Raw genomic sequence first — 21,863 nt, 5'->3', positions numbered from 1 at the left:
ATATGAATCCATGATAGAATTATACTATACAAAAAAAGGGTGCACCTCTGAGGTACATCCAGAAAAAGGATGCACCTCAGAGGTGCACCCATAATATGGAATGGGAAGGAAGTAAATATATGATAAAGCTTATAGTAACAGATATGGATGGAACGCTATTAGATGATAAGGGTGATATGCCTAAAGATTTTAATGAAGTTTTCAAAAGTATTATAGATAAAGACATAAGATTTGGGGTTGCTAGTGGAAGGCAGTATTATACATTAAAACATGCATTTAAAGATATTAAACAAGATTTAGTATATGTAGCTGAAAATGGAGCCCTTGTAATGTATGAAGGTGAGGAGCTTTATGCTAATACAATAGATAAGGATTATATTAAGGAAATCTTAAGAGATATGGAGGGAATCAAAGATGTTTTCCCTGTGCTTTGTGGAAAAAAGTCAGCATATATAAATACAGATAGCGAAGATATCATAAAACATGCTAAAAAGTATTATAGAGAACTGGCTATTGTAAAAGATTTTAATAATATAAAAGATGAAATATTAAAGATTGCTATATTAGATTTAGGTGGAGCTGCAGAAAATATTAATAAAATAATTTTCCCTAAATGGAAGGATAGACTTAAGGTTACTGTATCTAGTTTTGAGTGGTTAGATTTATATAACCTAGATGCAAATAAAGGTGAGGCTATAAGGCTTATTCAAAAGAAGTTTAATATAGATGAAAAAGAAACTGCAGTATTTGGTGATTATTTTAATGACATAGAAATGCTTGGAGCTGGTTATTATAGCTATGCTATGGAAAATGCACCAGAGGAAGTAAAAAAACATGCTAGATTTATAGCTAAAAGTAACAAGGAAAATGGAGTTTTAGAAAAGATAAAAGAAATAATATAAGGAATAAGAAAAAGGGCCATAGGCCCTACCTCATTATATTTTGTGGATTTCCTTTAAGGAATTTTGTTATATTTTCAAAGGTTATATGTGCTCTTCTTGTAATGGCTTCCTCTGTTGCAAAAGCTATATGAGGAGTAACTACGGTATTTGAACACTTTAATAATGGGTGGTCTTTAGGTAGAGGTGGCTCTACTTTAAATACATCAATTCCAGCACCGGCAATTATATCATTTTCAAGGGCTTCTGCTAGAACATCTTCATCTACAATAGGTCCTCTAGCTGTATTTATGAGTATGGCAGAAGGCTTCATAATAGAAATTTCATCCCTGCCTATTAGTCCCTTGGTTTCTTCGTTTAATGGAACATGAATAGATACAATATCACTATCTGAAAGTAAGGTTTTAAGTGATACATATTTAATTCCTGAATCTATTAAAGATTTCTTTTCAGTTCGGCTGTAAGCTAAGATGTTACATCCAAAGACCTTAGCTATTTCAGCAACTCTAGTGCCAATAGATCCAGTTCCTATAATTCCTAAGGTTTTCCCATAAAGTTCATTTTGACTAAATCCATCTTTGTTTTTACCTTCTCTTGTAACTTCATTTAAAGGAACTATATTTCTAAGTACAGAAAGTATAAGCCCAAAGGTAAGTTCAGCTACAGAATATGTACTATAGCCAGCGGCATTACATACCATTATATTATTTTTTCTGCAAGTTTCCATGTCTATATGATCCACGCCAGTAAAAGCTACGGAAATCATCTTTATATTAGGATTTGAAGCTATAGCCTTTGAACTAAGGGGCATATTTGCAACAATTAATACATCAGCTCCTTCAATTCGTTCAATAAGTTCCTCTTCATTTTCTGGTCTATTTCCATAAGAAGTTATTTCGTGTCCAAGATCTATCAAAGAACCTCCAATTTCTAAAAGTTCCTCGCCTGTAAGACCTAAAGGTTCTAATACTACTATTCTCATTTAAAAATCCCCCTTATAAAATTTCTTTAAATTAACAGTATATAGGTTGTAACTATGAATATTATAACTCTAAAGTGTAATAATTAAAAATCTATTATTAACATTTCGTAAAATATAGGATATAAGTATTACATTTTATACAATCTTACTGTATGCTTATAATTATACAACATAGAAAGGTTTATGTAATAAGATTATAATTTATGTTGAAAGTAGGAGGATTATTATGAGAAGAAAAGAATATAATTCATTAGAGAGAATCACAAATAGTATTTTAATAACTTTAGCATATTTTTTCTTTAAACTTTTAGGGGATAAAGAATCATTCGAAAATTTATTTATGAATATTTATGGAATAAAAAAGCCTGTTAAAAATAAAAGATAAATTAGTAGCTTATAGATTTACATTAAGTTAACTTTAAGTTGATTTCAATATATATTTTTTAAGACACCAAAACTTAAATCAATTGATAAAAATATCTTTGTTGGAGCTTATGTCAAAGTTTAAACTTTCCAAGAGTTTATTTATATTTCCCTTAAAAGTAAAGAAAAGAGGATTATCCTTATTATCAAAAATTAAAAGATAAGGAGACTCACCTTTTGGCAATATAATTACAACTTCATCTACAAAGGAATGTACCCATTGATTTTTTATTTCTAAAGGATATTCTAAGGGAATTTTAATCATATATCCATCATCTGGAACAGGATTTAATTTAGCATAAACTCCAGTTATCTTTTTTAGATATGTTTTAACTTGATTTTGAATACTTACATTAGAGCAAGTATTGATTATAACAGAGCCATTATCTACATTAAAAATTTCAATGTTTATAGTTTCAATAGAGAAGGCTTCTATAGGAAAAGAAAGTATAAGAACTAAAATAATAACCATCTTTTTTAACATTTAAATCACCTACCTTAGATATAGTGTTTCCTTAAACTATTCAATATATTTTAAAATTCAGTTTGAATTTACTTTATTTTATGGAATTACAGGATATATCTAAGTTAAAAGTTATTTTATTTTCAATATAAAATATAAGTTGTTTACAATATTATAGAAGATTTAAATAGTGTTTTGTATTTTCATGAAATTAGTAATATAATGTATTTAAACTACAATGAAGAAGGTGGCTAAATGGAAGTTCAAGTTTTTTTAAAGGATGAGAAAGAACCGGTTATTTATAAAGGCGATAGAATAGATGTTTTGGATTTTGAGATGAATGGAATTAAATATAAACAAATAAGATTTTTTAAAAAAGGATTTAGTAAAAGTGAATTAATTGAAGATGCTATAATAAGTAAGATAGTTAAAATATAGCGCAATTAATAGTTGGGTAACAAAACACAAGTTGCCTATAATAAATAATATATTAAAGTATGGTTTCTAGATATCCTACTTTAATATGAAGATATACCCTATAGCAAGGACTTTAAATAGCCTTGGCTGTAGGGTATATTTTTTCGCGTTTTATAAAAAAACTTTAGGTAACTTAATAAGGATGTGAATAAATTATGAATAATAATAATTATTATTAATTACTATTCACAGTTGAAGGATTAGGTGGTATTATAATATTAAGTTAGGTATACCTAAACTTTTAAACACATAAAGGTGGAATAATTTATGACGGATAATAAAGAAGATTATTTAAAGGCTGTTTATAACCTTGGGGGACATAGAAAGCAAGTTAATAATAAAGAGATAGCTAAAGTATTAGGGGTTTCGGCACCTTCTGTAAGTGAGATGATCAAAAAACTTTTAGATGAAGGATATCTTGAATATACTCCATACAAGGGTATAAGACTTACTGAATATGGGAAAAAGGAAGCCATAAGTGTTATAAGAAGGCATAGGCTATGGGAGGTTTTGCTTGTTGAACATCTTGGATATAGTTGGCATGAGGTAAATGAAGAGGCAGAAAAGCTTGAACATGTAACTAACTTAAAGTTAGAAAAGCGATTAGATAAATATCTTAATTATCCAAAGGCTTGTCCTCATGGTAGTCCTATATTTCAAAATGAAATAGGTCTATCAAAATACAGAACTCTAGATACTTTAGATGTAGGGGAAGAAACTACAATAAGGCGTGTATTTGACGAAAGACAGCTTTTACAATATGTAGATAGTCTAGGTTTAAATATTGGAGATGAAATTAAGGTGGTAGATTTAGCACCCTATAATGGACCTATTACTTTAAGGAAAAATGAAAAAGATATAATTATAGGAAAAGAAGCTGCAAACAACATTTTTGTAGATTAAAAGGAGGAATAACCATGAAAAAGGTATTAAGTTCTATATTAGTTTTATCTATTATTGCAATCTTTATTTCAGGATGTGCACCATCAAAAGGTGATAATAATTCTGGAGGAAAAAAGGGAAAATATAACGTTGTTACAACAACTACAATGCTTAGTGATATGACAAAATCCATCGGTGGGGATTATGTAGAGGTTAAGGGACTTATGGGACCAGGAGTGGATCCCCATTTATATAAGGCTAGTGCTGGAGATGTAAGTCTTATGCAAAAAGCCGACATGGTAGTATACAATGGACTTCATTTGGAAGGTAAGATGGGAGAGGTATTCGAGAAGTTAGATGGCGGAGGAAAGCTTATTGTATCAGTAGCTGATGGAGTAAAGGAAGAAGATTTATTAAACTCACAAGACGCTTCTATTTCACATGACCCTCACATCTGGTTTGATGTTAACATCTGGAAGGATGCATCTAAAGAGCTTGCAAAGGGACTTAAAGAATTAGATAAAGAACATGAAAAAGAATATGATGAGAATTTAAAAAGTTATTTGGCAGAGTTAGATGAACTGGATGCATATATAAAGAAAAGAACATTAGAACTTCCAGAAGAAAATAGGGTTCTTATAACAGCACATGATGCATTTAATTATTTTGGAAAAGCTTATGGATATGATGTAAGAGGACTCCAAGGTATAAGTACAGCTTCAGAAGCTGGGACTTCAGATGTAAGAGAGCTTGCAAACTTTATAGTAGAACGTAAAATTAAGGCTGTATTTATAGAATCCTCAGTGCCTAAGAAAAATATCGAGGCCCTTCAAGAAGCAGTTAAAGCTCAAGGATTTGATGTGAAAATAGGTGGAGAACTTTATTCAGACTCTATAGGCGATGAGGGAAGTAAGGCTGAAACTTATATAGGAACATTTAAGAGCAACATTGATACCATTGTAGATGCCTTAAAATAAAGGATAGGGGGATTTAAAGATGTCAGAAATAAATATAGATAAATTAAATAATAAATTAGGAATACAAAATAGTAGGTCAGAAGTGTTAAAAAATAAAATAGACACAAATGATTATATAATAGAAGTAGAAGATATGACAGTAGCATACCAGGTTGTACCAGTTTTATGGGACGTTGATCTTAAAATACCTAAAGGAATTTTAATGGCAATAGTAGGACCTAATGGAGCAGGTAAGTCTACCTTGATTAAGGCTATGTTAAATTTAATAAAACCAATATCGGGCAAGGTTACATTTAATGGTAGGTCTTATAAAGAAGAAAGAAAGAATATAGGCTACGTGCCTCAAAGTGGCAGTGTAGATTGGGACTTCCCAACAGATGTATTAGATGTAGTACTTATGGGGAGATATGGGTCATTAGGATGGGTGAAGCGCCCAACCAAAAAAGATAAAGAAAAGGCAGTGGAAGCATTAGAAAAGGTAGGAATGAAGGATTTTATAAATAGGCAAATAAGTCAGTTATCAGGTGGTCAAAAACAAAGAGTATTTCTTGCAAGAGCTTTAGTTCAAGAAGCGGATATATACTTTATGGATGAGCCTTTTCAAGGGGTAGATGCCATAACAGAAAAAGCTATAATTTCTCTTTTAAAAGAATTAAAAGATAGAGGTAAGACTGTAATAGTTGTTCACCATGATCTTCAAACAGTTAAAGAATATTTTGACTGGGTCACATTATTAAGCACTCAAATTATAGCAAGTGGACCTGTAGAAGAAGTATTTACAGAGCAAAATATAAATAAGACATATAAGAGCAAGGGTGAAATTTTAAAAAGGTAGGTGAGAAACTTGGATATATTGCAACTTATTTTAACAGATTATACATTACAAACAGTGTCACTAGGGGCAGCACTTTTAGGGGTAATAAGTGGCGTACTTGGAAGCTTTGCCGTTATAAAAAAGCAGAGTCTTTTAGGTGATGCAGTTTCTCACTCAGCCCTTCCTGGAATTGCTTTAGCCTTCTTATTTACACAAAGTAAAAAAATTGAAGTACTACTTTTAGGAGCACTTATCGCTGGATTTATATCTACATATTTAATTATATCTATAGTTAAATACTCTAAAATTAAATTCGATAGCGCACTAGCTCTTGTATTATCAGTGTTCTTTGGAGCAGGAATTGTACTTTTAACTTACATTCAAAAAATTCCAAATGCCAATCAAGCAGGTCTTGATAAATTTATATTTGGGCAAGCATCCACCTTATTAAAAAGAGATGTTAGAGTAATGGCTATTTTAGGAATTATATTAATATCATTAGTTATAATTTTCTGGAAAGAATTTAAAATAATATCCTTTGATGAGGAGTTTGCTGAAAGTCTTGGATTCCCTACTAAAAAGATTAATATATTACTTTCAGCTATGATAGTAACTTCAATTATTGTAGGCCTTCAAACTGTAGGGGTTATATTAATGAGTGCCATGTTAATAGCACCAGCAGTAGCTGCAAGGCAGTGGACAGATAAACTCTCTTTAATGGTAGTATTATCAGCAATATTTGGTGCTATATCTGGAGTTATTGGAACTATAATAAGTTCAGTTGTTCCTAAATTACCAACAGGACCTACTATAGTAATAGTTATAAGTGTAATTGTAATTATAAGTTTAACCTTTGCACCTAATAGAGGTCTTATATGGAAGTATTTTAGAAACAAGAAAAACGAAAAAGAAATAAAAGATTACTTTTATAGAAGACAAAAAGGTGAAAATCCTGAAAGTCCTATAAAAATAAATGTTATGAAGGAGGGAAAGTAAATGACACCACAATTAGAAATTCAAATTATAGCAGTAATGGTGGCTGTAGCTTGTTCCCTCCCAGGAGTATTCTTAGTATTAAGAAAGATGTCTATGATGTCAGATGCTATAACTCATACTATATTACTTGGAATTGTAATAGCATTTTTCATAACTCATAGATTAACATCTCCACTTTTAATAGTAGGAGCAGCTCTCGTAGGTGTTCTAACTGTATTTTTAACTGAAATGCTTAATAGCACTAAACTTGTATCGGAGGATTCAGCTATAGGGATTGTATTTCCACTACTTTTCAGTATAGCAATAATAATGATTTCTAAATATGCAGGTTCAGTTCATTTAGATACAGATTCAGTATTATTAGGAGAGCTTGCCTTTGCACCATTTAACCGTATGAAAATAGGTGGGATGGATATAGGAGCTAAGGGTATGTATTCCATGGGAGCTATTCTTATTATAAATTTAATATTCATAATAGTATTTTTCAAAGAGCTTAAGGTAGTAACCTTTGATCCAGCTCTAGCAGCAGTTTTGGGATTTGCACCAGCTCTTTTACATTATAGTTTAATGACTATAGTATCAATAACAGCAGTGGGAGCCTTTGAAGCTGTAGGATCTATCTTAGTAATTGCATTTATGATAGGACCCCCTGTAACAGCATATTTATTAACCAATGATTTAAAAAAGATGATTATATTAAGTGCTTTAATAGGAGCTATAAATGCTATACTAGGCTACCAATTTGCACAAAGATTAGATGTATCCATAGCAGGATCTATGGCTGTTCTTACTGGAATAACATTTTTATTAGTATTTATATTTGCAAAAGACACAGGACTTTTAACTATTATAAGAAGACGTAAGTCCCAAAAAATAGAATTTGCAGAAAAGTCCATGTTATTTCATTTATATAACCATGAAGGCGAAGAAAACGAAAAGCGGGAATGTGGAGTTAATAGCATCCATGAACATCTTCACTGGGAACAAGGCTTTTTAAAATCAATAATAAAGGGACTTAAAGAGCAAGATAAGATATTTATAGAAGATGATATAATTAAATTAACAGATGAGGGAAGATCTTATGCTATAATGAGTTATAAAGAAATTGCTTAAAAAACTTAATATATTTATTATATGAAAATAGGATTATTTATAAAAATAGTCCTATTTTTGCATTACACAACTTTAATAATAGGTTAAAATGATTATAATGTATTTGAGAGGAGCGAAAGTTATTTTCACAAAGAGGCAACGTTGATGAAGGAATACAAAAGAATATAAGAAAGACTTTCAATAATTAGATGATTTTACAGAGGTGAGTCTTTCTAATAGGGATATATTACCATGATTTAAATGTATTAAATTTAATATTTTACATAGATAGTATTGTAAAATATATATAACTATATGTTTATATTTCATTGTTGGAAGGATGATGTCATTGGAAATTCCAAGTCAGGGACAAAAGCTTAAAAATTTGAGGACTAAGCTAAATTTAACTCAAAAGGATCTAGTTATTGAAGGTGTTACAAGAGAATTTATTAGCATGGTGGAAAAAGAAAAACGGCATTTCAGTAAAGCCACAGCTATTTGTTTTATGCAAAATATAATAGAATACGCAAAAATTAAATCTATAGATATGGATTTAAGCTTTGATGAAGAATATCTTTCAAGGACCATTAAAGAAGATGCTGAAATGTATTGTAAATTGTCACTAGAGAAATCTTCTACTATGGAAGAATATTTAGATATTTTAAGTATTTGTAATAAGTATGAAATATCCAATGTGATGATTATGGTATATAAAAAGATTGGAGATAAACTTTTAAATGAAGCTAAGGCTGTTGAGGCGTTTATAAATTATGATAAAGGCATGGAAATAATAGATCAAAAAAATATCATGGAATATAAGATTTTGATTTTAAATAATATGGGTATATGTAAACTAAGGTTATTACAATATAATGAAGCCATATATTATTTTAATAAGTCTATGGACTTATCTCATATCATGAATGATTACAAAATCTATAATAAAATCTTATATAACATGTCTTTAGTGTATTCTAATATGAAAAATGTATGCAAAGCATTACAGTATATAAAAGAAGCTAAAGAAAGAAAAGATATTAAGGATGAAAAGAATATATTTATAAAAATAAGAATAATTGAAGCGCTTTGTTATGAAGATATAGATGATTATAATAAATCCATAGAGATATATAGGGATCTAAAGGATAATTTTAATATAGAGGATAAGGTTATACTAGGGAATATATATAATAACTTAGGTATATCATTATTTAAAAATAAAGAATACGAGGAAAGCAAAGTTTATTTTAGTAAGTCTGGGGAACTAAGAAGTATATATGATAGGTCGCATTTAGCAAGGACCTTTATACATGAATCTATTATATATATAAATTCAAAGCAATATAAGTATGCTATAGATATGATTAATAAAGGTTTAAATTTATGCAATGAGTACAATGATTATGAATACTTAAATAAAGGATATAAATATTTAGAGGATATTTATAAAAAACAAAAGGATTATAATAAGTTAAAAGAGATATATAAGGGTATTTTGCATTTTGCTAAAATTAATAATAATGCAAAGGAAGAGATTTATGGGTTAAGTGGCCTTATAAAATTAGAGATTAGTTTGAAGAATTATGAAGTTATTGGTGGATATATGGATATACTTAATGAAAGCATTGACTTAATTTCAAATAAATTGTAATATGGTAATAGAAGCTTCTTTATTAATATAAGATAATATGTTATGGGAGGTGTTTTGTTGAAAAAGAATCTAGTAGTTAAATTTATTCTAACCATGGTTCTAGGAACTATAATTACAACTAGCGTTTTAAAACCATTTGGGGGACCAGGTGGAGGAGAACCACCAGATCCTGAAATGGCAACAATAGAATATAACATAAATATTTAAACTTAGCATAATGAAAAAGAGACTATTAAAATGATATAACAATCATCTTAATAGTCTCTTTTAAAGTAAAGCTTAGTTATACATACATTAGTTATATAAGATAAAATTTAGTTTATCCGATGGCTACCATTCGTAACACCCCTCTCCTCTTCAAGGGGGGGATGGCGGCTGCTACGCCCTGGATAAGTTCTTCTAAGACTCAGATTGAGAGATGTATTCCTTATAAGCAAACTCCACCTGAGTCTAAGAATCACTTGATAAATATAGAACTATTTCAATAATATTTTGAATAATATGATGTAATATGATAATATGTATTATAATGGATGAGAGTATTAAAAAATATTTATACTCTAAAACTTCATTGATGGAAGGATGATATCATTGAAACTTCTAAGTCAAGGACAAAAGCTTAAAAACTTGAGAACTGAGCTAAATTTAACTCAAAAAGATCTAGTTATTGAAGGCGTCACAAGAGAGTTTATTTGCATGGTAGAAAAAGAAAAACGTCATTTCAGTAAAGCTACAGCTATTTGTTTTATGCAAAATATAATAGAATATGCAAAAATTAAATCTATAGATATGGATTTAAGCTTTGACGAAGAATATCTTTCAAGGACCATTAAAGAAGATGCTGAAATGTATTGTAAATTGTCACTAGAGAAATCTTCTACTATGGAAGAATATTTAGATATTTTAAGGATTTGTAACAAGTATGAAATATACAATGTAATGATTATGGTATATAAAAAGATTGGAGATAAACTTTTAAATGAAGCTAAGGCTGTTGAGGCGTTTATAAATTATGATAAGGCCATGGAAATAATAGATCAAAAAAATATCATGGAATATAAGATTTTGATTTTAAATAATATGGGTATATGTAAACTAAGGTTATTACAATATAATGAAGCCATATATTATTTTAATAAGTCTATTGAATTATCTCATATCATGAATGATTACAAAATCTATAACAAAATCTTATATAACATGTCCTTAGTGTATTCTAATATGAAAAATGTATACAAAGCATTACAGTATATAAAAGAAGCTAAAGAAAGAAAAGATATTAAGGATGAAAAGAATATATTTATAAAAATAAGAATAATTGAAGCGCTTTGTTATGAAGATATAGATGATTATAATAAATCCATAGAGATATATAGGGATTTAAAAGATAATTTAAATATAGAAAATAATATTATCTTAGGGAATATATATAATAACTTAGCAGTAGCTTTATTTAAAAATAAAGAATACAAGGAAAGCAAAGTATATTTTAGTAAATCTCAAGAGTTAAGAAGTATACACGATAGGTCTCGTTTATCGCATACTCTTATAGAGAAATCCATTGTATACATAGATTTAAAAGAATACAATGAGGCTATAGATATAATTAATGAGGGTTTAAATTTATGCAATGAGTACAATGATTATGAATACTTAAATAAAGGATATAAATATTTAGAGGATATTTATAAGAAACAAAAAGATTATATTAAGTTAAGAAAAACATATAGATGTATTTTGTATTCTGCTGAAATTAATAAGAACACAAAAGAAAGAATATACGGGTTAAGTGGGCTTATAAAGCTTGAGATTAATTTGAAAAATTATGAAGTTGTAGGTGAATATATGGATAAAATCAATGAAAGTATTGACTTAATTTCAAATATATTGTAATATTATAATAGAAGCTTCTTTATTAATATAAAATAATATGTTATGGGAGGTAGTATTATGAAGAAAAATGTATTAACTAAATCTATTCTAACCCTTATTTTAGGAACTATAATTATAACTAGCGCTATTATACCGGTTACTAGAGCAGGAGAGCCCCCAGAACCTGAGATGGCAGTAATAGAATATAACATAAACATTTAAGTTTAGCATAATAAAAAAGACCTGACATTTAATTATCAGGTCTTTTGTTGAATTCAATATAATAGTAGTATGTTTAGATATAGCTTTAATATTATTCTTAAACTTTTGAATTTATTTCTTTTAAGATAGCATGTACATTAACTAGAGAGCTAAGCCATTTTATGCTTTAAAATAACTGCTTTTATAGCCATATAATCTATGTCAGGGGAGAGCTCATCCTTAATTGGTTTTAACTTTTCAGCACCTACTTTGTTTATGGCTTCTAATATATATCCTTCGCTGTCCTTTGGTATAAAATCATCTAGGTCCACGTCCATGCCTTCTAAAAAGCAATCCATAATATGTTTTTGAATAGTTACAGAGCTTAAGTTTCTTGTAGCGGCAATATCATTTAAGTTAAGTCCTTCTTTATATAGATTGTAACTTTCGTGATGACTTTTAGCCTTATCTTTTATGATTACAGTGTTAGAAGTTATTTGTGATGAAACGGTTGTATTATCTCGAACTATTTGATTTTCTTCCACATATTCTTTTATTAAATTTAAGAACCTATCACCATACTTTTCAAGCTTGGTCTTACCAACACCTTTAATTTCCCCAAATTCAGCCTCAGTTAATGGTAGTTTTGAACTTAGTTCCTTTAAGGTGAAGTCTGGGAATACTACATAAGGCGGAATACTAAGCTCTACTGATATGGATTTTCTTAAAGCTCTTAATAACTCAAATAGTGTATCATCCTTTTCTACAGACTTTTCTAATTTTACTATTTGAATGGATATACTTTCTTTATTTTTTAATGCTAGTTTTGATTTAGAGGTTAATTTTAATAATGGATACTGCTCACTAGTCATAAGAAGGTATCCATCAGCTATTAACTTATTTATAACTTCATCTAAAAACTTCCTGTCATATTTTTTCATAAGTCCATAGGTAGATAGTTTATCTAAACCAAATCTTAATACTTTTTGATTTTGAGATCCTTTTAATATATCTATAATAAGATTAACTCCATAACGTTCGCCTGCTCTATATACACAAGAAAAAATCATTTGAGCTTCTGTAGTTATATCCTTTAATTCAATTTCATTAGTACAACTGCTGCAATTATTGCAACTATCAGGGACATCCTTTTCACCAAAGTATTCTAATATAAATTGTCTAAGACACTTTTGAGTGTAAGAGTAGTCAACCATTGTTCTAAGGTTATTATAATCTTGAAACTTTTTATCCTCATCCATAGGAGAGGTGTCTATAAAGTACTTTTGAGTTTGTATGTCTTTGTTGTTAAATAAAAGTACACACTCACTAGGCTCACCGTCACGACCAGCACGACCAGCTTCTTGGTAATAGGCCTCTAAGTTTTTTGGAATAGAATAATGTATTACAAAACGTACATTAGATTTATCTATACCCATACCAAAGGCATTGGTGGCTATCATTAAATTTAAGTTTTCATACATAAAGCTTTCTTGCATTTCTTTTCTAATATTTTCAGATAAACCAGCATGATACATACCTGTCTTGTATCCATTTTTATTCAGTAAATTATATAATTGCTCTGTTTCTTTTCTTGTAGATGTGTAGATTATTCCACTTTCATCTCTTTTATTAGATAGATAGTTTAAAATAAAGGTTTCCTTATTTTCACCCCTGAATACTTTGAAGTTTAAATTAGGTCTATCAAAACCGGTAAAAAACATATTAGGATCATGTAAATCTAATAAGCTTATTACATCTTTTTGAACTAGGTCTGTTGCAGTAGCTGTACATGCAAGTACTGTAGGTCTTGGGTTAATTGTACTTATAAAACTATTAACATTTCTATAACTTGGTCTAAAGTCATGACCCCACTTTGATACGCAGTGAGCTTCATCTACAGCAATTAAGGGTATTTTTATATCTATATTTCTAAAAAGGTAATTAATATTATCAAGGCCTTCTGGTGCGAGATAGACTAATTTATATTTGTCTTTAGATATATCTAAAACTCTTTCTTCTACCTGGGCTTTAGACAGGGTGCTATTTATGTAGGTAGCCCCAATGCCTAAACTATTAAGTCCATCAACTTGGTCTTTCATAAGTGAAATCAAAGGGGATATAACCAAGGTTATTCCGTCTAAAACTAAGGCTGGTATCTGATAACATAAGGACTTACCAGCTCCCGTAGGCATAACAACAAAGCTATCTTTCCCATTTATGATACTATCTATGGCCTCGCCTTGGCCCTTTTTAAAATTTTCATAACCAAAGTAGGTTTTTAATAAATTTAATGTTTCATTTTTATACATTTACACGCCTCATTTTAATTTATATTTAGCTTAAGCAATAACTTATATTAATAGGAACTTATAGGCATTTATCACCACATTCTTTATGAACCAATCAAGCGCTAACTTATATTAAGAGAAATATTGTTTAGGTAATTTAATAATCACAATGAAACTCTTTTAATTATTGACAGATTTTAATAAAGATAATCAACAAAGTTAAGTAAAATTTATTTAGATGCTTAAATTTATTTTAAAGAAAGGGTTTAAGTCATAAGCTTATCATATTTAATATATCAGTATATAAATACATCAATACATATATTTTAACACAGTTAGTATTTTAAAAAAGCTTAGGATTAGAAACCGTAGTTTAATAATGGAAAGGTATGAATTTATAAAAATAATAAAAAATCATAAAGATTCAGATGATAGAATCTAGACTTTTATTATGACAAAGCTTTATTTATTTGTAGCATAATTCATTTAAAAGTTTTTTGTGAAAATTGAATTTTTAATGAACTTTTTGTACAATTTAATTGCCAGATATGATATGCTATAATTATAGGAAAAAATTTTTAAGGAGGTGTTATTTTGAAAAGGACAGTAGGCATTATTTTTATGTTTTTAAGTATTTTTGTTCTATCAGGATGTGTTGCTGCAAATACAAATAAAATTAGATATGAAGGGAAAAGTGAAAACTTTATAGGCAGTTTAGAGCTTAATAAAGAGACAGATAACAAATTATTAATACAATATAAAGATAATAACACCATACCTAAAAGTATAAAATTTAATTCGGAAAATTTATCGGGCTATGATTTTAGTGGAAGCTCAGATTACTCTGAAAGTTTAAAGGCTTTTAGTGTAATATTTAAAAATACCAAAAAATTAGAACAGTATTTTCATGAAAATATTGATGAAGATAATTTAACACTTACAATAAACTGGGAAGACAAAAGTGAAGAAATCCAGTTGAAAAAGGTTAATTAATATATCTAAAAAATAATTAAAAAAATAATAGTGTAGCATGCTTAAAATTGAAAGAGGTATTTATAGATGTACAATTTAAAGGTTAAATTAATACACAAAGAAGCAAGACTTCCAGTGTCAGCTCATAAAGGTGATGCTGGATTAGACTTATTTTCTGTAGAAGAGATGGAGATAAAACCTGGTGAATCTAAGTTAATACATACTGGGATAATAATAGAACTTCCTGAAAATACAGAAGCACAAATCAGACCAAGAAGTGGACTTGCTTTGAAAAACGGAATTACAGTACTAAACACCCCAGGAACTATTGATGAAGGATATAGAGGGGAAATAGCAATAATCTTAATTAATCATGGTAAAGAAACATTTAAGGTAGAAAAGGCTATGAAAATAGCTCAAATGGTAATAAAGCCAACCATTTTAGTGAATGTGGAAGAAGTAACTGAATTAACCACCGAAAGTGAAAGAGGACAAGGTGGCTTTGGGTCAAGCGGACTTTCATAAAGTTATAACTTAATGGAATATATTGAATGGAATATATTGGGAGCACCTCTGGGGTACTGACACTTACTGTCAGCACCCCAGAGGTGCTCCCATTTTATTGAAATATATAGGTGATTAGATTTCTATAATTGTGTCAATAATTAAAAGATGAATTAATGGGTGAGTACAAATTTAAGAAAGGAGCTAAGTATGCTTAAATATTTTAATGGTAGAAAATTAATTAGAAATTTAATCATCATAATTTTAACTTTAATTATTTTGTCATATGCTACTCTTTGTTTAAATTTTTATAATAAGGATCTGTCAAGCTTTAAGGAGGCCTTTGACAGTAAAGATTACATAAAAGCGAGTTCAATTATCTTAAATAAAGGTAATTTTAATATGGTAAAAAAGATTAAAATTAAAAAGGATTTAAAGGCTTATTTCTTAAATTGTATAGAAGAATTGGAGACTAATGAAGACGAAAATAATGAAACCAATGATATTTCAAAAGAATATGTATTATATACATTAAGGGAAATTGAAAGATATGATGTAGTTAATTCTAAGGTTATAGAAATACAAGAATCCCTTCCCGTATTTTCTAGTTCAAAAGATAGTTTTGAAAGGGCAAGTAATTTATTTAATGATAAAGATTATGTGGATGCTATGAAAAGTCTTAATGAAGTAAGCTCATTTTCCTCTGAATATTTAGAGGCTTTAGATATGAAAAGAAAGTGCTACTTAGCAATAAAAGAAGACACCTTAGATAAAGCTGATAAATTGGCAAAGGATAAATATTACTCTAAGGCTATATCTTTAATTGAAGATAATCTAATATTACTTAAAGAAGATAAAGAGTTGCTAGATAAGGTTAAAGAGTATGAAGAGGAAAAAGATAAATATCTTTTACTAAAAGAGAAGGATCAAGTTCAAGCTGTATTTAAGAAACAGGAGATTTCAGAAAAGCAGAATATAAATTCCTTTGATATAGCAAGTGGTACTAAGTATCTAATCCTTGTAAATATAAAAGAGCAAAAGACCTACATATATAAGGGTAGTAAAAACAAATGGTCACTTACTAAAGAATTTTTATGCTCTACAGGAATAAATGGAAAGGAAACACCTAAAGGAACCTTTACCGTACAAAACAAGGGAGATTGGTTTTATACGGATAAGTATGATCAAGGGGGGAAATACTGGGTAGGATTTAAGGGAAACTATCTTTTTCACTCCCTACCCTTTGATAAAGAACAGAAAAATATAGTAGATACTACTTTAGGGAAACCAGCCTCTCATGGTTGCATAAGATTAAAAGTTGAGGAATCTAAATGGATATATGATAATGTACCTATTGGATCAAAGGTTATTGTTAAATAAACTATCATTAAATACTTGAATATTTAAAGGGTTATAATCTTTGGGTTATCACCCTTAAAAGCCTTCTCTAAAATTTCTATAACTGTTAGCAATTCATCATCCTTAACTAGTTTTTCCTTATGATCCATAATAGTAGAATAAATGCTATCATAGACTTTTCCATAATCTCCACTTGAAGTTTTAATAAACTGAGTTATTTCTTCCCCTGTATCATTAATATAATCTATAATTCCATAGTCATCCGGTGTATCCAATCCAAAGCCTTCCGTTTCAGGCATGATACCTTTTTTTAGGAATTCCTCTTGTCTATCTATTGACCTTTTTATAAAGCTTCCTTTTTTACCATGGATAGTGAATCTAGAATAAGGAAGCTTTACTAAATGACTAGTTTTTAACTTAACTTTGAAAGTGTTATAAAATAATTGTATTTCATAATAATCATCAGCATTAGCGGGATTTCTTATGGATTTAACATCATAAAATACCTTTTCTGGTCTACCGAATAAGGAAATAGCTTGGTCTAATATATGCACACCTAAACTAAAAACAGCTCCATTGTAATAGTCTAGATTATTACTAGTATCTTCAGGTCTATAATAATCAATATGTGATTCTAGCTCTACAATATCTCCTAAATTACCATGGTCTATAACACTTTTTAACACCAAAAAGTCAGAATCAAATCGTCTATTTTGGTAAGGCATTATAGTAAGTCCTTTAGAATTAGCTAAATCAAGTAACTTCTTTGTTTCACTAAGTGTTGTTGCAAAAGGCTTTTCTACTAATACATTTTTATTATTTAAAAGGCAAAGATTTGCAAGATTATAATGTGTGCTAGGTGGAGTACAAATAGTTACGAGTTTAACATCATCATCATTTAAGACATCAGATATATTATCGGTAAAACTTATATTGCAATTCTCATAGTCTTTTTCAAGTTCGAATTTCCTATTTCTATTGTAAATCCATTTAACATTTATATCTTTTCTAAGCAGTATATAAGGCAGGTGATATCTAGTAGCACTCTTACCAAAGCCTAAAATAGCCATATTAAGTTTCATATTATATTACCTCCCTTAATATGGATGCACCCCAGAGGTGCACCCATATTATGGTAGCACCTCTGGGGTGCTACCAATTTCTAGCATTTCTATATAAACTCTTTCTCCTATGTTATAAGATGTTAGGGTATCTGATTTTACTTCAAAGGTGTTATCTTTAGTTTTAACTGTGTACATATAAAATGATCCAGAAAAAGTTTTGTTTAAAATTACAGCTTCTATAGATTGTACAGAATCTAACACCTTTGGTGAGTTTACATTATTTGTAGAGCTTTGACTACTAATACTACTACTGATACTTTTTATTATGCTTATATTTTCCGGTCTTATAAACTTTTTTATACCATTTTCATAAATAATGTTGGCGGTACCTATGAAATTTAATACAAAGTCATTTTTAGGATTGTTATATATTTCTTCAGGGGTACCTATTTGTTGAAGAAGTCCTTCATTCATTACAGCTATTTTGTCAGCCATATTTAATGCCTCTTCTTGATCATGGGTTACAAATACCATGGTAGTATTGAACTTTTTTTGAATCTCTTTTATTTCTTCACGCATACGTATCCTGAGCTTTGCATCTAAATTGCTTAAGGGTTCGTCTAATAATAATACCTTTGGATTTACTATTAAGGAACGAGCTAATGCAACTCTTTGTTGTTGACCACCACTTAATTCATGTATCTTACGGGTTTTATATTCTAAAAGACCTACTAGATCTAAATATTCATTACCTTTTTTTAGTGCGTCTTTTCTCTTGTAGCCCTTAAATTTAAGACCGTATATAACATTTTCAATAACCGTTAGATGAGGGAAGAGGGCATAGGACTGAAATACTGTGGACACAGGCCTTAATTCTGGTGGAAGTTTTGTTATATCTTCATCTTCAATTATAATACTTCCAAAGTCTGGTTTTAAAAATCCTCCTATCATCTTTAAGGTAGTAGTTTTACCACAGCCAGATGGACCTAAAAGACATAAAATTTCACCCTTTTCAATGGTCAAAGACAAGTTATCTACTGCTTTTTTCTTATCAAATTCTTTAGTTAGCCCCTTTAATTGAAGATACACTTTTAACCACACTCCTTCCTAAAATGAATTTTGAAACTACTATATTTATGCTTAAGGTTATAAGAATTATTATGCTAGATATTACGGAAGCAACTCCCATATTTCCACTGTTAATTGCATCAAATAAGTCTACAGTAGCCACCTTTTGACCTGGATATATTAGAAATATTATGGCTCCTATGGTGGTCATGGTACTAGTAAAATTATTCATAAAACCTATAGCAAAGGCAGATTTCATATTAGGAAAGATCACATCTTTTAGCACATGAAAGTTACTAGCACCTAAATCCTTTGCCGACCTTTCTATATCAGAATTAATCAAAGATAGTGAAGAACTACTAGTTTTTGTGGTCATAGGTAACTGCTTAAAGATACAATTTAGAACAACTATTGCAGCTGTACCTGTAAGCTCTAAGGGATAATTATTAAAGGCCAAAATATAGCCTATTCCAAAAAAGGTACCTGGTATTATATAAGGTAGGGTTGATATAAAATCTAAAGCCTTTGTACCTATAATATTTCTTCTTTCTACATAATAAGCTATTAATATACCAAGAAGTGTTCCAAAGATACCTGCTATAAGAGAATAAACAATACTCCTTATAAAGCTTGAACTATTATACACCCTTAAATATTTTATATGGTCCAAAGTCCACTGGAACTTACCATAGCTAAATTTAGATATACTAGATAAAAATATACTAGTATATTGAAGCAAGGTCATTATTAAAAACATAAAAGTTACTAAGGTTATAAAGTAATAGAGAATACCTTTAATCTTTATATCTAAATCTTCATAGCTTGATCTTCCAGAAGCTTTAGTCAGGTTAGAAGATCTTTTCATATAAAATCTATAGGCTATAAAAAGTAGCAAAGAAGGAACTAAAATAAGAACATTAAGAGCTGATGCGTATTCTAAGGCGGAATATGCTATTATCCTCATATAAATTTCAGTAGCTAGCACATTAAAAGATCCTCCAATTACCATGGGAGTCCCAAAATCCGACAAAGATTTTACAAAGGATAATAATGCACATACTATTAGTGAAGGCCTCATAAGTGGTAGTAATATGTTTATTAAAGCAAAATTACTATCAGACCCTAGATCCCTAGAGGCATTTAAAAGATTTTTATCTATAGAATTTATACTTCCTATTAGCATTAAGGAACTTAAAGATGCCATAGACAAGCTTTGCATTATAACAATTCCTTTCCAGCCATAAGGGTTAAGAGTTAATTTTAATAATGTATGAGTTATAAATCCCCTCTTCCCAAAAAGTTGAATGTATGCTAAAGAAGAAATAAAGGGAGGAGATATCATGGATAATATTAATACAAACATAACTAAGTTTTTAATCTTATGTTTAGAAAAGCTTGTATAAATCGATATACACAAAGCTATTAAGGTAGAAAAGACAGTAGATAAGCTAGCTACAAATAAACTATTTTTAAGAAGTTTTTTGTTGTTAACTAATATGTCTTTATAAAGGTCTAAAGAAAAGCTTCCATTTGGGAAAAAGCTTTTATGTATAACTGCAAGTATAGGATAAAGTATAAATGTAAATACTAAAAGAAAAATGATAAGGATAAGCATTTTATCTATTATATTATAAAAATGGGTATCTAATCTATTATTAGATACCCTTGATTTTAAACTTTTCATTATTTGTCCCCTACAAGGGCGCTCCATTTTTCTAACATTTCTTTTCTTTGTTTTCCGAATAAAGAAATGTCTTGTTTTAGTAGCTTATCCTTTGGAAATGTTAATTCAACACCTTGAAGATTAGGTTTTATTATTTTTACAGTGTCTTTATTATCTATCTTTGCTATTTCTTTTAAGTTTTCATCTTTAAACACCCAGGTCATAAATTCCTTTGCAGCCTCAGGGTTTTTAGCATTTTTAAATACTGCAACGCCTTCTGGAACCCATGGCATTCCATCTTCAGGATAAATTAACTTAGCATTTTTTTCTTTTTCTAAATTTTCAAGGGACTTGTCTATGTAAGTTATACCTATAGCAACTTCACCAGCAACTGTTTTGACATTTGGATCTTTACCTCTTTTTGAATAATAAGGTATGTTTTTGTTTAATTCTTCAAAGTACTTCCAGCCAGCCTCTTCCCCTAAAGTTTGTATTAAGGAATTAAGTACAGCGTAGTTAGTACCAGAAATTGCAGGATTCGACATAAGTATTTCATCTTTATAGACAGGATTAGTTAAGTCCTTCCAAGATTTTGGCTCTGGAAGATTCTTTTCTTTTAATACATCATTATTCACAATAAAGCCAACCACAGTTAAGCCCTTGCTAAACCAATAGTTATCTTCATCTTTAAATTCGGGAGAAAGGTCATTTGATCCTTCAAACTCACATTTTTCAAGTAAATTATCATCCTTAGCTTGCATGAATGCATCTATTCCGCCACCAAACCAAACATCAGCCATAGGTTTTCCATTTTCAGCCTTTACCTTTGAGATTACCTCTCCAGAAGACATGGATAAAAATTCAACCTTTGTTCCAGTTTCTTCAGTGAACTTTTCAAATAGTGGTTTATAGTCCTCTGAGGTAGCTACTATATTTAAAGTAGACTCTTTCTTAGTTTCATCAGTGTTTGGAACATCTGAAGAAGGCTTTTTACCACAACCAAAAAGACCTAAGGTTAAAACACCAGACAATAAAAGCGCAAGAATACTAGAAGATCTTTTCATAATAAATACTCCTTTCAAAGAGAAAAAATTTAGTTTACAAATTCAATTAAATTTTAACACGATTCTACATTTATTTCATCAGTATAGATAAATACTATAGACAAGGTCTCTATCATTTGTAATTAAAATAATAAAACTTAAGCTTTTGTATT

General features: G+C 29.4%; 22 protein-coding genes. 15 read left to right on the top strand and 7 right to left on the bottom strand.

Features of this window, described 5'->3' with window-relative positions; genetic code table 11:
* Window positions 1-119 precede the first annotated feature (119 nt).
* Entirely contained in the window at window positions 120-902 is a 783-nt protein-coding gene (locus BD821_RS09815; protein WP_104410371.1) for a Cof-type HAD-IIB family hydrolase, read from the top strand.
* A 25-nt stretch (window positions 903-927) separates the two neighbouring features.
* Here the strand turns inward: BD821_RS09815 and BD821_RS09810 are convergent, their stop codons facing one another.
* Entirely contained in the window at window positions 928-1,881 is a 954-nt protein-coding gene (locus BD821_RS09810) for a 2-hydroxyacid dehydrogenase (protein WP_104410332.1), read from the bottom strand.
* Between the two features lie 226 nt (window positions 1,882-2,107).
* Here BD821_RS09810 and BD821_RS13470 point away from each other — a divergent pair, with 226 nt between their 5' ends.
* Window positions 2,108-2,266 (top strand): hypothetical protein, encoded by a 159-nt coding sequence (locus BD821_RS13470; protein ID WP_157469619.1) that lies wholly within the window; start codon window positions 2,108-2,110, stop codon window positions 2,264-2,266.
* Window positions 2,267-2,344: 78 nt separating this feature from the next.
* Here BD821_RS13470 and BD821_RS09805 read toward each other — a convergent pair whose 3' ends face one another.
* The gene (locus BD821_RS09805; protein WP_104410331.1) at window positions 2,345-2,788 is read right to left on the bottom strand and encodes a hypothetical protein; all 444 of its coding nucleotides are present in this window, start codon (window positions 2,786-2,788) and stop codon (window positions 2,345-2,347) included.
* Between the two features lie 234 nt (window positions 2,789-3,022).
* On the opposite strand from BD821_RS09805, the gene BD821_RS09800 reads away from it, so the two are divergent.
* The 10 genes from BD821_RS09800 (at window position 3,023) to BD821_RS13460 (ending at window position 11,750) form a co-directional block, all read left to right on the top strand.
* On the top strand, window positions 3,023-3,205 hold the full coding sequence (locus tag BD821_RS09800) for a hypothetical protein (RefSeq protein WP_029452054.1): 183 nt from the start codon (window positions 3,023-3,025) through the stop codon (window positions 3,203-3,205).
* Between the two features lie 306 nt (window positions 3,206-3,511).
* A complete protein-coding gene (locus tag BD821_RS09795; protein ID WP_029452055.1) occupies window positions 3,512-4,147 on the top strand; it encodes a metal-dependent transcriptional regulator in 636 nt (211 codons plus the stop codon).
* Window positions 4,148-4,161: 14 nt separating this feature from the next.
* Window positions 4,162-5,103, top strand: a complete 942-nt coding sequence (locus BD821_RS09790) for a metal ABC transporter solute-binding protein, Zn/Mn family (RefSeq protein ID WP_104410330.1) — start codon at window positions 4,162-4,164, stop codon at window positions 5,101-5,103.
* A 133-nt stretch (window positions 5,104-5,236) separates the two neighbouring features.
* A complete protein-coding gene (locus BD821_RS09785; RefSeq protein WP_242971488.1) occupies window positions 5,237-5,938 on the top strand; it encodes a metal ABC transporter ATP-binding protein in 702 nt (233 codons plus the stop codon).
* Window positions 5,939-5,947: 9 nt separating this feature from the next.
* Complete coding sequence (locus tag BD821_RS09780) at window positions 5,948-6,913, top strand: metal ABC transporter permease (protein ID WP_104410328.1); 966 nt, start codon at window positions 5,948-5,950, stop codon at window positions 6,911-6,913.
* Window positions 6,914-8,026, top strand: a complete 1,113-nt coding sequence (locus BD821_RS09775) for a metal ABC transporter permease (RefSeq protein WP_104410327.1) — start codon at window positions 6,914-6,916, stop codon at window positions 8,024-8,026.
* A 328-nt stretch (window positions 8,027-8,354) separates the two neighbouring features.
* On the top strand, window positions 8,355-9,656 hold the full coding sequence (locus BD821_RS09770; RefSeq protein ID WP_104410326.1) for a helix-turn-helix transcriptional regulator: 1,302 nt from the start codon (window positions 8,355-8,357) through the stop codon (window positions 9,654-9,656).
* 57 nt (window positions 9,657-9,713) lie between these two features.
* Entirely contained in the window at window positions 9,714-9,863 is a 150-nt protein-coding gene (locus BD821_RS13465; protein ID WP_169994116.1) for a hypothetical protein, read from the top strand.
* A gap of 384 nt (window positions 9,864-10,247) precedes the next feature.
* A complete protein-coding gene (locus tag BD821_RS09765) occupies window positions 10,248-11,549 on the top strand; it encodes a tetratricopeptide repeat protein (RefSeq protein WP_104410325.1) in 1,302 nt (433 codons plus the stop codon).
* Window positions 11,550-11,606: 57 nt separating this feature from the next.
* A complete protein-coding gene (locus BD821_RS13460) occupies window positions 11,607-11,750 on the top strand; it encodes a hypothetical protein (protein ID WP_169994113.1) in 144 nt (47 codons plus the stop codon).
* 149 nt (window positions 11,751-11,899) lie between these two features.
* Here BD821_RS13460 and recQ read toward each other — a convergent pair whose 3' ends face one another.
* Window positions 11,900-14,038: a DNA helicase RecQ gene (recQ, locus tag BD821_RS09760; RefSeq protein ID WP_104410324.1), complete on the bottom strand. Its 2,139-nt coding sequence runs from the start codon at window positions 14,036-14,038 to the stop codon at window positions 11,900-11,902.
* 573 nt (window positions 14,039-14,611) lie between these two features.
* On the opposite strand from recQ, the gene BD821_RS09755 reads away from it, so the two are divergent.
* The 3 genes from BD821_RS09755 to BD821_RS09745 all read left to right on the top strand — a co-directional run bounded on the left by BD821_RS09755 (window position 14,612) and on the right by BD821_RS09745 (window position 16,873).
* A complete protein-coding gene (locus BD821_RS09755) occupies window positions 14,612-15,010 on the top strand; it encodes a hypothetical protein (RefSeq protein ID WP_104410323.1) in 399 nt (132 codons plus the stop codon).
* A gap of 66 nt (window positions 15,011-15,076) precedes the next feature.
* On the top strand, window positions 15,077-15,514 hold the full coding sequence (dut, locus tag BD821_RS09750; protein WP_104410322.1) for a dUTP diphosphatase: 438 nt from the start codon (window positions 15,077-15,079) through the stop codon (window positions 15,512-15,514).
* Window positions 15,515-15,895: 381 nt separating this feature from the next.
* Window positions 15,896-16,873 (top strand): L,D-transpeptidase, encoded by a 978-nt coding sequence (locus BD821_RS09745; RefSeq protein ID WP_169994108.1) that lies wholly within the window; start codon window positions 15,896-15,898, stop codon window positions 16,871-16,873.
* Window positions 16,874-16,896: 23 nt separating this feature from the next.
* On the opposite strand, the gene BD821_RS09740 is transcribed toward BD821_RS09745, so the two are convergent.
* The 4 genes from BD821_RS09740 to BD821_RS09725 are packed head-to-tail and all read right to left on the bottom strand — an operon-like array spanning window position 16,897 to window position 21,711.
* Window positions 16,897-17,934, bottom strand: coding sequence for an oxidoreductase (locus BD821_RS09740; protein WP_104410320.1), 1,038 nt, complete (start codon window positions 17,932-17,934; stop codon window positions 16,897-16,899).
* A 48-nt stretch (window positions 17,935-17,982) separates the two neighbouring features.
* Window positions 17,983-19,005 carry an ABC transporter ATP-binding protein gene (locus tag BD821_RS09735; protein ID WP_104410319.1) on the bottom strand — a complete coding sequence of 341 codons (1,023 nt, stop codon included), beginning with the start codon at window positions 19,003-19,005 and terminating at the stop codon, window positions 17,983-17,985.
* The gene (locus BD821_RS09730) at window positions 18,977-20,668 is read right to left on the bottom strand and encodes an ABC transporter permease (protein ID WP_104410318.1); all 1,692 of its coding nucleotides are present in this window, start codon (window positions 20,666-20,668) and stop codon (window positions 18,977-18,979) included. Before BD821_RS09730 ends, BD821_RS09735 begins: the two co-directional genes overlap by 29 nt.
* Window positions 20,668-21,711: an ABC transporter substrate-binding protein gene (locus tag BD821_RS09725; RefSeq protein ID WP_104410317.1), complete on the bottom strand. Its 1,044-nt coding sequence runs from the start codon at window positions 21,709-21,711 to the stop codon at window positions 20,668-20,670. Before BD821_RS09725 ends, BD821_RS09730 begins: the two co-directional genes overlap by 1 nt.
* Between the last annotated feature and the right edge of the window lie 152 nt (window positions 21,712-21,863).

Origin of the sequence: Clostridium algidicarnis DSM 15099, assembly GCF_002934235.1 — a bacterium.
GTDB lineage: Bacteria > Bacillota > Clostridia > Clostridiales > Clostridiaceae > Clostridium_L > Clostridium_L algidicarnis.
Note: the sequence above shows the minus strand (reverse complement) of the source record. Positions and strands in the feature narration are given on the sequence as shown.